Origin of the sequence: Paracoccus salipaludis (assembly GCF_002287065.1) — a bacterium.
GTDB classification, from domain to species: Bacteria; Pseudomonadota; Alphaproteobacteria; order Rhodobacterales; family Rhodobacteraceae; genus Paracoccus; species Paracoccus salipaludis.
The window spans coordinates 42179-54613 of the sequence record NZ_NSJZ01000013.1 but is presented as its reverse complement, the minus strand read 5'-3'; the positions used below and the strand labels follow the sequence as shown (position 1 = coordinate 54613).

10 protein-coding genes and 1 pseudogene are annotated in these 12435 nt (G+C 71.1%); 4 read left to right on the top strand and 7 right to left on the bottom strand.

What is annotated here, in order from left to right:
• Positions 1–202: 202 nt before the first annotated feature.
• Positions 203–1546, top strand: a complete 1344-nt coding sequence (locus CK240_RS13310; RefSeq protein WP_167650050.1) for an MFS transporter — start codon at positions 203–205, stop codon at positions 1544–1546.
• 640 nt (positions 1547–2186) lie between these two features.
• On the opposite strand, the gene CK240_RS13305 is transcribed toward CK240_RS13310, so the two are convergent.
• Both CK240_RS13305 and CK240_RS13300 read right to left on the bottom strand, forming a co-directional pair.
• Entirely contained in the window at positions 2187–2762 is a 576-nt protein-coding gene (locus CK240_RS13305; RefSeq protein ID WP_095640819.1) for a UbiX family flavin prenyltransferase, read from the bottom strand.
• A pseudogene (locus tag CK240_RS13300) lies at positions 2759–4254 on the bottom strand (UbiD family decarboxylase). The gene CK240_RS13305 and the pseudogene CK240_RS13300 overlap by 4 nt, the downstream one beginning before the upstream one ends.
• A 117-nt stretch (positions 4255–4371) precedes the next feature.
• Between CK240_RS13300 and ubiT the strand changes: the two are divergent.
• The 3 genes from ubiT to ubiV are packed head-to-tail and all read left to right on the top strand — an operon-like array spanning position 4372 to position 6792.
• Positions 4372–4917 carry a ubiquinone anaerobic biosynthesis accessory factor UbiT gene (gene ubiT, locus CK240_RS13295; RefSeq protein ID WP_095640818.1) on the top strand — a complete coding sequence of 182 codons (546 nt, stop codon included), beginning with the start codon at positions 4372–4374 and terminating at the stop codon, positions 4915–4917.
• Positions 4917–5894: a ubiquinone anaerobic biosynthesis protein UbiU gene (ubiU, locus tag CK240_RS13290; protein WP_095640853.1), complete on the top strand. Its 978-nt coding sequence runs from the start codon at positions 4917–4919 to the stop codon at positions 5892–5894. Before ubiT ends, ubiU begins: the two co-directional genes overlap by 1 nt.
• Before the next feature lie 4 nt (positions 5895–5898).
• Positions 5899–6792, top strand: a complete 894-nt coding sequence (ubiV, locus tag CK240_RS13285) for a ubiquinone anaerobic biosynthesis protein UbiV (protein WP_095640817.1) — start codon at positions 5899–5901, stop codon at positions 6790–6792.
• 10 nt (positions 6793–6802) lie between these two features.
• Here the strand turns inward: ubiV and CK240_RS13280 are convergent, their stop codons facing one another.
• The 5 genes from CK240_RS13280 to CK240_RS13260 form a co-directional block, all read right to left on the bottom strand.
• Positions 6803–7666 (bottom strand): DMT family transporter, encoded by an 864-nt coding sequence (locus CK240_RS13280; protein ID WP_095640816.1) that lies wholly within the window; start codon positions 7664–7666, stop codon positions 6803–6805.
• A 180-nt stretch (positions 7667–7846) separates the two neighbouring features.
• On the bottom strand, positions 7847–9553 hold the full coding sequence (gene dld, locus CK240_RS13275; protein ID WP_095640815.1) for a D-lactate dehydrogenase: 1707 nt from the start codon (positions 9551–9553) through the stop codon (positions 7847–7849).
• Positions 9554–9586: 33 nt separating this feature from the next.
• The gene (locus tag CK240_RS13270; RefSeq protein ID WP_095640814.1) at positions 9587–10228 is read right to left on the bottom strand and encodes a LutC/YkgG family protein; all 642 of its coding nucleotides are present in this window, start codon (positions 10226–10228) and stop codon (positions 9587–9589) included.
• Entirely contained in the window at positions 10225–11646 is a 1422-nt protein-coding gene (locus CK240_RS13265; RefSeq protein ID WP_095640813.1) for a lactate utilization protein B, read from the bottom strand. The genes CK240_RS13270 and CK240_RS13265 overlap by 4 nt, the downstream gene beginning before the upstream one ends.
• A gap of 4 nt (positions 11647–11650) precedes the next feature.
• Positions 11651–12430, bottom strand: a complete 780-nt coding sequence (locus CK240_RS13260) for a (Fe-S)-binding protein (RefSeq protein WP_095640812.1) — start codon at positions 12428–12430, stop codon at positions 11651–11653.
• Positions 12431–12435: the final 5 nt, after the last annotated feature.

The following is a 12435-nucleotide window of genomic DNA, read 5'->3' as shown; positions in this document are numbered from 1 at the left end:
GCGGGGTCGACCGGGGACGGGTCTGTCTGAAAGTTATAGCGCGGCGACAGCTTCGAAATGGCTGCGGGCCGTCAGGCGGCTAGAATGCACCATCATGGGTGACCTTCAGGGAGAGGTGGCCCGAAATCAGCCGATCCGGCAGGTCGTGCGGGGAAGGGACCAGTCTCTTCCAGGTGATCCTGCCGCTCGGCGGGGAGGAAACGTGCAACAAACCGATAATCTGGAAATCCAGTCCTTTATCGACAGCCGCCGCATGTCGGCGCAGCAATGGATGCTGACCGCGCTGTGCTTTGCCATCGTGTTCTGCGACGGCATGGACGTGGCGGTCATGGGCTTTCTGGCCCCCTCGATCATCGAGGAATGGGGCATCTCTCGCGCTGCCTTCGGGCTTGTCATGGGCGCCGCGCCCATCGGCCTGGCCGTGGGGGCGATCCTGGCCGGCTCGTCCTCGGACTGGCTGGGGCGGCGCAAGGTGCTGCTGGGTTCGGTCTTCGCCTTCGGCGTGCTGACCTGGCTGACCGCGCTGTCGCGCAACCCGACAGAGATGGCGGCCCTGCGGTTCGCCACCGGCCTTGGGCTTGGGGCGGCGATGCCCAACACCACGACGCTCTTGTCGGAATACGTGCCGAAGCGCTCGCGCTCCTTCCTGCTGGCGACGATGTTCACCGGCTTCAACTTCGGCTCGGCTCTCATCGGCTTCGTTGCGGCCTGGATGCTGCCCCGCTGGGGATGGCAGTCGGTGCTGCATTTCGGCGCGTTCATCCCCTTGATCCTGTGGCTGGTGATGCTGTTCGCCCTGCCGGAATCGGCGCGCTTCATGCTGGTCCGCGGCCGGCCGGTCCAGGCCATCGGGCGGGTCCTTGGCCGCGTCACCGGCGCCGACCTCGGCAACGTCAGGCATTTCTCCCTGGTCGAGGAGAAGGTCGGGGCGCGCCAGCCCTTTGCTGCGCTGTTCACCGGCGCCTTCGCCCTGCGCACCTTCACACTGTGGGTCTGCTATTTCATGGGCCTGCTGGTGATCTACCTGACCACGAGCTGGCTGCCGACGATGATCCGCGACGGCGGCATGTCGGTCGACCGCGCGGCCACCGTCACGGCGATGTTCCAGCTTGGCGGCACCATCGGCGCCATCCTCGTGGGACTGGCGATGGACCGGTTCGGCGCGGCCCGCTCGATCGCGCTGGCCTATCTGTGCGGCGGGGCTGCCCTGATCCTGCTGGGCACCAGCGGCCTGCACGCGGCGGGGCTTGCGCTGATCGTGGGTCTGGTCGGCTTCTTCATGAGCGGTGGCCAGACGGGCCTGAACGCCTATGCGCCGACCTGCTATCCGACGCCGATGCGTGCCACGGGCGTCAGCTGGATGCTGGGCGTTGGGCGACTGGGGTCGATCCTGGGGTCGTCCATCGGCGGCGTGCTGCTGGGCTTCGGCTGGAGCTTCACGACCATTTTCTGCGTGCTGGCCGTGCCGGCCGCGCTGGCGGCCGGCGCGATCCTGGTCAATGGCGCCACCTATGGCCGTGCCGAGGAGAGCCGCGTGGAAGCCTGACACCGGGCGACCCCTGCGTCTTCCAGAACCGTCCTGCCATCTTGCGCCCCTGGCGGGACAAAGGGTGGCAGGATCAGGATCAGGGAAGCCGGTGCCCTGTTGCACCGGCTTCCCTTGAGCAGTTGCGTCGCGACCATCCGCATCGGGTCGCCCCTTGCCGGATTGCTGACGAAGGCATCGCGGGAACACAGGCGGTCTCATGCAGAGGGGCTTCCCGTGCCTCGGCAATTTCGGCAGGGCGCGGCCAGCGACGCCAGGGCGCCTTGCCCGGAGTCCCGCCGGGAAGATCGTCTTTCTCCCTTGGAAACCGTTTGGCCCTGTCTCTGAAGCTGGTCCGTTCCGACGCCGACATCTCGGGCACACTTCCGAAGCGAGGGAATGTCCGGACACCGAAGGGACGGCTGACGGAAGAACGGACTCGCACCGAAGCGGGCAGAGACCGGCACGAGCGGCAACGGAATGAAGCAGCTTGAGGAAGACAATTCGGCACTGAAGCGGCGGGACCGGGACCCCAGGCCAAACAAGGCCATGGTGAAGGTTGCCTCGCGGAAGAATGGCGAAGCCCGCCTGTCGCCGCGAAGTCAGGCCGGCAGGCTCGCTTCACGACAGCGCGGAGCTTTCCAGACCGGATTGCATGGTCTCATCGGGACGCCCCAGCACCCCCGTCCCATGCGGCCGCCGCTGGCGGTCCCAGATGCAGCAGATCGACGGCACGGGCGGCGATCTGGGTGACGATCTCGTCAACCGAGGCGGGCCGCAGGTAGAAGGCGGGCACCGGCGGCAGGATCACCGCGCCCATTTCGGTGGCTGCCGTCATGTTGCGCAGGTGCGCCAGCGTCAGCGGAGCCTCGCGCGCCAGCAGAACAAGGGGGCGGCGCTCCTTCAACTGCACGCCTGCGGCGCGGGTCAGCAGGTTGTCGTCAAGCCCGTGCGCGATGGCCGCGAGGCTGCGCATCGAGCAGGGCGCGACAATCATCCCGGCCACGGGATGCGAGCCCGAGGCGAGTGTCGCGCCCATGTCGCGGATGTCGTGGCGGCGGGCGGCCATGGCCTCAAGCTCCCGCAGGGCGTCCGGCCCCACCTCGGTGCCCAGCGTCCGTTCCGCCATCGGCGACAGGACCAGATCGAACCGCGCGCCGAGCCGTGCCAGATGCCGCGCGCAGGCCAGCGCCAGCGCCGCGCCGGAAGCGCCCGAGACGCCCAGCACGACCCTCATCGCGCAAGGCCCCGGCGGGCCAGAAGCTCGGCCGCGCGGGCCTCATGCACCGGGTCCAGCGCCATGACCTGCCCCCAGTCGCGCGCGGTTTCCGTGCCGATCTTGGTCGTGGCGTCGATGCCGATCTTGCCCGCCAGTCCTTCCACCGGCGAGGCGAAGTCGAGGTAGTCCATCGGCGTGCGGTCCAGGATCGTCACGTCGCGCGCGGGGTCCATGCGGGTGGACAAGGCCCAGGCCACGTCGTCCCAGTTGCGCGCGTCGATATCGGCGTCCACGACGACCAGCATCTTGGTATAGCTGAACTGCGGCAGCATTCCCCACAGCGCCATCATCACCCGCCGCGCCTGTCCCGGATAGCGTTTGTCGATGGAAATCACTGCCATGCGATAGGAGCAGGCGGCGGGCGGCAGCCAGAGGTCGCGGACCTCGGGGATCTGGGCGCGGATGACGGGCAGGGCAAGGTCGTTGAAGACCTCTCCGATGACCGAGGGCTCGTCGGGCGGGCGGCCGGTGACGGTGGAAAGATACAAGGGGTCGCGCCGGTGCGTCAGGGCGGTGACGCGCATGACGGGGAAGGGCTCGACGGCATTGTAATAGCCGGTGTGGTCGCCGAAGGGCCCTTCGGGCGCGGTCTCGCCGGGGTGGACCCAGCCCTCGATCACCATTTCTGCCTGCGCCGGAACCAGCAGGCGGACGGTCTTGGCTGGGACCAGTTCGGTCCGCGCGCCGCGCAGGACGCCCGAGAAGGTCAGTTCCGACACGGTTTCCGGCAAGGGCAGGGCGGCGGCCAGCAGCGTGGCGGGGTCCGCGCCCAGGACCACGGCGACGGGCATCGACCGGCCCGCCTGCGCCCAGGTCCGGACATGGGCCGCGCCGCCGCGATGCGCAAGCCAGCGCAGGATCAACCGGTCCCGCCCGATCACCTGCGCCCGGTAGACCCCGAGGTTGTAGCGCGCGGCCTGCGCGGGTTCGCTGCCATGAGGGCGCGTGACGACCACGGGCCATGTCAGCAGCGGCCCCGCGTCGCCCGGCCAGGGCCCTGCACGGGCAGGGCGGAAAGGTCGGGGGCGGCCTCGACCTGCTGCTGGGCTGCCGCGCGGGAGACGATGCGCGGGCGGGTGGACAGCGCCGCGCGCAGCATGGGCCAGCGGGACAGGGCGTCGCGCATCCCTTCCACCGGCGCAGGGCTGCGCAGCGCGGCAAGGAAGGCGCCGAAGCCCGGCACCTGGTCTGGCGCCAGCCCCAGACCGGCGGCGACCCGTTCCCGCGTGGCGAAAAGGTTGGTCACGACCGGGACCGCCGACCGGCTGCCCCCGTCCAGCACCGGCGCGTCGAAGCGCAGCACCGGGCCGCCCGCGCGGAGCGAGGCCAGTTGCACCGCCGTCATCTCGTGGCGGACCGCGACCGGATCGGGGATGCGGGCAAGCTCGTTCCGGCTTTCGGTCCAGTCAAGGAAGGCGCGCAGGTCGGGAAAGACGGGAAGGGTACGCAAGGCAGGCTCCGCAGGGATCAGGCGCGCAGCTAGCAGCGGAAAGACCGGGGCGACTTGGCTTGGGTCAAGTCGGGGGCAGGGACGCCGCGTTAGGGGTCGGCCCAGAAAGGTGCACCGATGACCGAAACCGACCTGCCACATTGCCCGCGCCTCCTCGCGCGCGCCCTGCAGCCGCTTCCGCTTCTGCCACTGGGACTGGCCCTGACGGCCCTGTCCCGCCGCCTGTCGGCGCGGCATCCCGGAATGCTGCGCCGCTTGGGTGCATATGCCGACCATGCGGTGCTGATCGACCCGACCGACCTGCCCCTTGTGCTGCGGATGGAGCCTTCGGCCGGGCCGCGCGTCACCACCCATCGCCGGGGTCGCGCGCCGCAGGCCGCCGCCCGCATCGCCGGGCCGCTGTCGGCGCTGACGGGGATGCTGCACGGGCGCTATGACGGCGACGCGCTGTTCTTCTCCCGCGACCTGGTGATCGAGGGCGACACGGCGGCCGTGCTGGCGCTGCGCAACGCACTGGACGACGCCGAACTGGACCTGGCGGGGGAACTGGCGGCGCTGGCCGGTCCCTTCGGTCCGGCGGTCCGGCAAGCGGTAGCCCTGGCCGAACGCGCCAGCGGCCTCAGCCTGCACCGCGAAGACCTGCCGGACGGAGCACATCCATGATGGAACTCGTCTGCCCGGCGGGCACCCCCGCCGCCCTGCGTGCCGCCGCCGAGGCCGGGGCGCACGCCATCTACTGCGGCTTTGCCGACGAGACGAACGCCCGGAACTTCCCCGGCCTGAACTTCTCGCGCGAGGAAATGGCCGACGCGGTGTCCCATGCCCATGCGCGCGGCGCCAAGGTGCTGGTCGCGATCAACACCTTTCCCCGCGCCGGCGCCGAGGCGATCTGGCACCGTGCCGTGGCCGATGCGGAAACGGCAGGGGCCGACGCAGTCATCCTGGCCGATCCGGGCCTGCTGGCCCATGCGGCGGAGCACCACCCGGGGCTGCGGCGGCATCTCTCGGTGCAGGCTGCGGCCGCGAACCCGGATGCGATCAACTTCTATGCCGAGGCCTTGGGCGTCCGCCGCGTGGTCCTGCCGCGCGTCCTGACCGTGGCCGAGATCACCGCCATCAACCGCGAGATCGACGTGGAAACCGAGGTCTTCGTCTTCGGCGGCCTTTGCGTCATGGCCGAGGGGCGCTGCTCGCTGTCCTCCTATGCGACGGGCCGCTCGCCCAACATGAACGGCGTCTGCTCGCCCGCGAGCCATGTGGTCTATTCCGAGGAACCGGACGGCCTGCGCGCCGCTCTGGGCGGCTTCACCATTCACCGCACGCCGCCGGGCCGGCCTGCGCCTTACCCGACGCTCTGCAAGGGGTGCTTCGCCTCGGGCGAGCAGACGGGCCACGTCTTCGAGGACCCGGCAAGCTTGGACGCCACGCAGCTGATCCCGGCGCTGGCCCGCGCGGGCGTCAGCGCGCTGAAGATCGAGGGGCGGCAGCGTTCGCGCGCCTATGTGGCCGAGGTGGTGCGCGCCTTCCGCGCCGCGGTCGAGGCCGAGGCCGCGGGCCTGCCCCTGCCGGTCAGCCTGCTTGCGCGGCTGACCGAGGGGCAGGCCGCGACGACCGGCGCCTATGCCAAGACCTGGAGGTGAGATCATGGACTTGACCATCGGACCCAACCAGTTCTTCTGGCCCGCCGAGACGGTGCGCGGCTTCTACCGGCAGGTGGCCCCGAGCCCCGCGGCCCGCGTGGTTCTGGGCGAACTCGTCTGTTCCAAGCGCCTGCCCTTCTGGGAGGGGGAGCTTCCCGGCGCGATCGAGGCCCTGCATGCGGCGGGGAAAGAGGTCGCGCTGACCACGCTGGCGCTGGTCACGCTGAAGCGCGAACGCCGGCTGACCGCCGACCTGATGGACCTCGGGCTGCCCGTCGAGGTCAACGACCTGACCGCGCTGCGCCACATGCCCGTGGGCCGGCCCTTCTGGGTCGGGCCGCTGGTGAATGTCTACAACGAGGGCACCCTGCGCTGGCTTGCAAAGCGCGGCGCGGTGCGGGTCTGCCTGCCGCCCGAACTGCCGCTGGCCTCGGTCGCGACGCTGGCCCGCGCGGGGACGGATCTTGGCGTTGCCGTCGAGGTCTGGGGCCACGGCCGCCTGCCGCTGGCGCTGTCGGGGCGCTGCTATCACGCGCGGCTGCACGACCGCGCCAAGGACTCCTGCCAGTTCGTCTGCGAGGAGGACCCCGACGGCCGCGACGTGGAAACGCTGGACGGCCAGCCCTTCCTGGCCGTGAACGGCATCCAGACGCTGAGCCAGTCCACCGCCACCGCCGCCCACCAGGTCGAGGCGCTGCGCGAGGCGGGCGTCAGCGCCCTGCGCCTGTCGCCGCAAAGCCGGGGCTTCGCGGAAACCGTGGCGCTCTACCACCGGCGGCTGGCCGGAGAGACGGGGGCCGGGGAACTGGCCTCGGCCCTGCGGGTCTGGGTGCCGGGCGGCGCGCTGTCGGACGGTTTCCTGACCGGCCCCGCGGGTGCGAGCTGGTCGGGCGCATAGCGATCCCGGATCAGGCGGCATGGCGCTTCGGCGCCAGCGCAAGGCCCCCGATGCCGGAGGCGAAGATCACAGCCAGGCCAAGCAGCGCCAGCGGTTCCGGCCAGTCGCCGAAGACGAGGAAGCCGATGGCGGTTGCGGCGATCAGCTGGAAATAGATCAGCGGTGCGGAGACCGTCGCCGGGGTTGTCCGGCTGACCACCACCAGCAGGTAGTTCCCGAAGGCCGAGGCGAGCGAGCTGACGATCACCAGCGCCCAGATCCCCGGACCGGCGCTGGCGGGGACGCTGACCACCCCGGCGGGCAGCAGCAGGATCGCCCCGATCACCAGTTGCGAGCCCAGCAGGAAGGGCGCGGGATGGACCGCCGCCAGCCAGCGCGTCGCGGCAAGGTATGACCCGTAGAAGGCCCCCGCCATCAGGGCGAAGATCATGCCCGTGCCCATCTCGCCTCCCGGCCGGACCACCAGCAGCACACCCGCGAATCCCAGGGCCAGCATCACGGTGCGCGGCCAGGACACCCGTTCGCCCAGAAACAGGGCCGAGATCGCATAGGCCACGATGGGACCGACGAAGAAGGCGCCGAAGACATTGGCGATGGGCTCGGTCCGCAAGGCCGTCAGGATCGAGGCGATGCCGCCCACGATCAGCGCCGCCCGCAGGACCAGCCGCCAGTCCAGCAGGCGGCGCAGGTTCGACAGCCGCAGTCCCAGCACCCCCGCCAGCACCAGCGCCGCCAGTGCAAAGCGCGACCATGCCACGAAGAGCGGCTGCACCCCCGCGCCGGTCAGCAGCTTGCCGGCCGTGTCGCCGCAGACGATCGCCGTGGTGGCAAGGGCGACGAGGCCGAGGACGGTCAGGGGCGCATGGGCCTGCATCGGCAACTTCCTTCGGTCCGCAAGGGGCCTTCCCGCCCCGGCGAGGGGAGCGGGAGGAATAGGCCCGGAAGATTTCGGGTTCAAGGGCAGGTCCGGGGACCCGCCTTACCCGGATAGCCCGCCCGGCCCGAATGATGAAGCCCGCCGGGCAGGATGCCGCCATGCCCGCCGGACATCCCTTCAAGACCGCCGCGTGCCGCCGATGCCGGGATTGAATCGGGCAAGGGGATCGAGGCCCTCGTAGAAGGCGGCAAGTTGGGGCTTGGCGTGGTAAAGATGGCCTACGTTGTGCTCGGCCGGGTATTCGGCGCCCTCGTCGTCCAGCATCGCCAGCATGGCCTTCTTGAAGGCCGCGGGATCGGCCCCCTTCTTCAGCACATAGTCGAGGTGGAAGACGTGGCAGAGGAAATGCCCGTAGGAGAGGGTCGCCGCCACCTTGTCCGCCCATTCCGGCGGCACCGGCTTGATCCAGTCGCGGTCGTTGCGGCGCAGCGCCACGTCCAGCGCGACAAGCCCCCCGGTGCGGCGGCGGTTCATCGCCTCATAGCGCACGGCCGCGCCCGCCACGGCAAAGCGGTGCAGCAGCGCCTTGGAGCCCTCGGCCGCCGTGCAGCGGAACCAGCCGTCGGGGCCGACCGTCTCGTCCAGGATGCGCTCGGCCGCGTCGGCGGGGGATTCCAGCCTGAGGATCAGGTGATGCTCGTAGCGGGCGCGGAAGTCGCGCATCCGGCGGGGCAGGCGGCCCGGCGCGACCTGGCCCGCGAACTGCAGGAAACGGTCGCTGAGGTCCGTTCCCAGCGGCAGCTTGCGCAGCCGCGCATCGGCCCAGCCCTTGACCGCGAACATCAGGGGCATCCTCGCAGTGCCGAACCATTCGATGAACAGCCGCGTGTCGCGGCCGAAGCGGGCGGCCATGTCCCAGGCCTCGCGGTGGATGTATTCGCCGACGATCGGCAGCGGATCGAGTTCCGTCAGAAGCCGGCGGCGCAGTGTGGCCAGCGCCCCCGCGTCGTTGGTGCCGACGTAAAGCACCTCGGTCGCGGCGGGGCGGGGGAAGCTGTCCAGCCGCACCGCGAAGACCGCGAGCCGCCCGGCGCAGCCCGACGCCTCGTGCAGCCGCCCCGGATCGGCATTGAAGCGTCCCGGCGTGCCCGCGTCCACGTCGCGCACGCGGTCCATGTAGCCGTGGTCCGAGGCCGCGCCCGCCTGCGCGTCCACGTCCCCCGGCCCGATCTCGCCCGCGTCCAGCCGGCGCAGGTTCTCCTCGGGGTCGTCCCCCAGATGCAGGCCGAGGTTGTTGACCAGCCGCAGCGTGCCGTCCGCGCCCAACTGCGCGAACAGCGCCAGTTCCGTATAGGCCGGGCCGCGCCGGACCAGCGCCCCGCCCGAGTTGTTGCACACCCCGCCCACGACCGAGGCGCCAAGGCAGCTTGAGCCGATCACCGAATGGGGATCGCGCCCCATCGGGTCGAGCAGCCGTTCCAGCCCGTAAAGCGTGGCGCCCGCGTGGCAGACGACCTGCTCGCCATCCAGGATCGGGTCGATGCGCGACAGCCGCAGCGTGTTGATGATCACCACCGGGCGGCCATAGGCGCCTTTCGGCGTCGAGCCCTCGGTCAGCCCGGTGTTGGCCGCCTGCGCGATCACGATGCGGCCCGCGTCCACGCACAGCCGCAGGACGCGCCACATCTCGACCAGGGTGCCGGGGCGGACCACGGCCTCGGCCTCGCCCCCGCCCGAGCGATAGCCCATGCGGAAGCGTTCAGTGTCGCGGGGCCGCGTCAGGACATGGGCCGCGCCCACCACCCCGCGCAGGGCATCGAGGAACTCCGGCGCGGGGGCGACTGCCGCGAGGGGGATCGTGTCGTCGTGGGAATGCTGCGTCATGGGCCTCGGGCTCCAGGCAGGGGAAGGGTGGCCTCAGGGCCCGACGAGGATGACGTGCAGGAAGCCGGGGCCGTGGGCGCCCCGGACATAGCTGCCCTCGATGTCGGTGGTGCCGCTGGGGCCGGTGATCAGGATGGCGTTGCGGGGCTGCGCCGCCCCCTGCATGGCGGCGGCGTAGCCTTCCAGATGCGCCAGCAGATGATCGCGGCGCAGGACCATGACGTGATGCAGGGGCAGGAAGGCCAGCAGGATGGGGTTGTCGGGTCCCGAATGGATCACCAGCGACCCGGTTTCCGCGATGCCCCAGACGGCAAGCCCGAGGCCCACGGGCTCGTCCGGGGCAAGGGTCGGGCGGGTGGCGATCCCGTCCCAATCCAGCCTCGCCAGTTCCGCCGCGGGCTGAAGGGCGAGGGCAGGGGGCAGGCCGTGCGCGTCCAGATAGCGGCGCAGGGCGGCGGGCACCCCGGCCATGTCCGGCACATGGTCGATGGTTGTGCCAAGGGCGGTGGCCTTCAGCGCGAAGGCCTCGGCCAGGTCGGGCGCGGCGAGGCGCGGGCGCGTGGCCTGCGGGTTCTCCAGCAGGGCGGCGGCCTCGGCGGCGACGGCCTGCGGCGCGGCCCGGCGGGGGCCGAGGCTGTCGCGGATGGCGGCGAGGATACGTTCGCGCGCCGTCATTCCGGCGTCCTCCGCCCGGCCTGCTCGGCGCGATACTGTTCCATGAAGGTCCGCCCCGACGGACGGGGCATGTCGCGATAGGCGGTCCAGCCCTTTGCCAGCGGCAGGCTGCGGACCCAGCCCCGCCGCCCCATCAGCCGCAGGGCGCGCACGCCGATGCGGCTGGCCAGCCGATACAGCCGGGGCCGTCGCGCGACCATGGCCCAGAGCCCGAGGCCCGCGCGGACGCTGCCCGGCTCAAGCCGCTCGCGCCAGCTTCGTCTGCGCCAGGCGCGCAGCAGGGTGGGCAGGGGGATGCCCACGGGGCAGACCTCGGCGCAGCGGCCGTTCATGGTGCAGGCGTGCGCCAGGTCGCGCGACTGCGCAAGACCGTCCAGCACCGGGGTCAGCACCGCGCCCATGGGCCCGGGATAGGTGCCGCCATAGGCGTGGCCGCCGATCTGGCGGTAGACGACGCAGTGGTTCATGCAGGCGCCGCAGCGGATGCAGCGCAGCATGGCGCGGAACTCGTCGCCCAGCATCCGGGTGCGGCCGTTGTCCACCAGGACGATGTGCTTTTCCTCGGGGCCGTCGGCATCGCCCGCGCGCTTCGGCCCGTGGTGGAAGGTCGTGTATTGCGTCATCTCGCCGCCCGTGGCCGAGCGCACCAGCAGCCGCAGCAGCGCGAAGGCATGGGCGGTCGAGGGCACCAGCTTCTCGATCCCTGCCGTCACGATGTGGATGCGGGGCGGCGTGGTGGTCAGCTCGGCATTGCCCTCGTTGGTGACGGTGCAGGTGGCGCCGGTGTCCGCGACCAGGAAGTTCGCGCCCGAGATGCCGACGTCGGCGCCCAGGAACTTGGCCCGCAGGATGCGCCGGGCGCTTTGCACCATGGTCGCGGGATCGTCGGCGGCGGGGGCCGGATCGTGGCCCGACATGAAAAGCTGCGCCACCTGCTCGCGCGTGCGGTGCATCGCAGGCCAGACGATGTGCGAGGGACGCTCGCCCGCAAGCTGGATGATGTGCTCGGCAAGGTCCGTTTCCACCCGCTCGATGCCTGCGTCGGCCAGCGCATGGGGCAGGCCGATCTCTTCGCCCAGCATCGACTTGGAACGGGTCACGATCCTTGCTTTCGCGTCGAGGCAGATGCGGGTGACGATGGCCCGCGCCTCGGCGTCGTCGGCGGCCCAGTGGACCTGCGCGCCCGCGGCGGTGGCGTTGCGCTCGAACATCTCGAGGTAATGGTCGAGATGGGCGATGACGTGGTCCTTGATTGCCTTTCCGCGGGCGCGGGCGGCCTCGAACTCGGGGAAGGCGGCGACGGCGGCGGCGCGCTTGCGCTCGGCGTTGCCGGTGGTGCGTTCGATGGCGATCTTCAGCGCCCCATCGGCCAGTGCGGCGGCGGCGCGTTCCTTGAAGGCAAGCTGCGGGGCGTCCATGGGCTCAGCCCTCCTCGCCGATGGCGGGACCGTCGGCGCGGCCCGCGAGAACCTCGATGGTGTGGAAGCAGCGGGTGGCGGCGCCGCGCCGGTGCAGCTTGCCCGCCATGTTCATCAGGCAGCCGAGATCGCCCGCCAGAAGGATGTCCGCCGCGGTGCGCTCGATGGCCTGGGCCTTCTCGGTGGTGATGGCGTCCGAGATCCGGGGGTATTTCACGCAGAAGGTGCCGCCGAAGCCGCAGCAGACATCGTTGCCTTCAAGCGGGCGCATCTGAAGCCCTTCGACTTCGGCCAGCAGCGCGCGGGGCTGGGCCGCGATACCCAGTTCCCGCAGGCCCGCGCAGCTGTCGTGATAGGTGGCGGTCGCGTCAAGGCGGCGGCCTTGGGGACGGTAGCCCATGACATCCACCAGGAAGCTGGTGATCTCGTGCGTCTTTGCGGCCAGTGCGCGGGCGCGCGGCGCCCATGCGGGGTCATGCGCCAGAAGCTCGGGGTAGGCATGGACCATGGTTCCCGCGCAGGAGCCCGAGGGCAGCACGACATGGTCGCAATGTTCGAAGGCGGCGATGGTCTGGCGCGCGAGGTCCGCCGCGTCGCGGTCGTCGCCGCTGTTCAGCGCCGGCTGGCCGCAGCAGGTCTGGCCCTGAGGCACCTCGACCCGGCAGCCGGCCTCCTCCAGCAGTTGCAGGGCGGCAAAGCCGATCCCGGGCCGCATGGCATCGACGAGGCAGGTTACGAAAAGGCCGACGCGTGGGCCGGCGGGGTCCGGAAGGGTGGCGGGCATGGGCG

Bases quoted from the DNA above. Each gene is read 5' to 3' on its own strand.
- ubiV (WP_095640817.1), top strand. From the start codon at position 5,899: ATGGACTTGACCATCGGACCCAACCAGTTCTTCTGGCCCGCCGAGACG.
- dld (WP_095640815.1), bottom strand. From the start codon at position 9,553: ATGACGCAGCATTCCCACGACGACACGATCCCCCTCGCGGCAGTCGCC.
- ubiU (WP_095640853.1), top strand. From the start codon at position 4,917: ATGGAACTCGTCTGCCCGGCGGGCACCCCCGCCGCCCTGCGTGCCGCC.
- ubiT (WP_095640818.1), top strand. From the start codon at position 4,372: ATGACCGAAACCGACCTGCCACATTGCCCGCGCCTCCTCGCGCGCGCC.
- CK240_RS13265 (WP_095640813.1), bottom strand. From the start codon at position 11,646: ATGGACGCCCCGCAGCTTGCCTTCAAGGAACGCGCCGCCGCCGCACTG.
- CK240_RS13305 (WP_095640819.1), bottom strand. From the start codon at position 2,762: ATGAGGGTCGTGCTGGGCGTCTCGGGCGCTTCCGGCGCGGCGCTGGCG.
- CK240_RS13260 (WP_095640812.1), bottom strand. From the start codon at position 12,430: ATGCCCGCCACCCTTCCGGACCCCGCCGGCCCACGCGTCGGCCTTTTC.
- CK240_RS13270 (WP_095640814.1), bottom strand. From the start codon at position 10,228: ATGACGGCGCGCGAACGTATCCTCGCCGCCATCCGCGACAGCCTCGGC.
- CK240_RS13280 (WP_095640816.1), bottom strand. From the start codon at position 7,666: ATGCAGGCCCATGCGCCCCTGACCGTCCTCGGCCTCGTCGCCCTTGCC.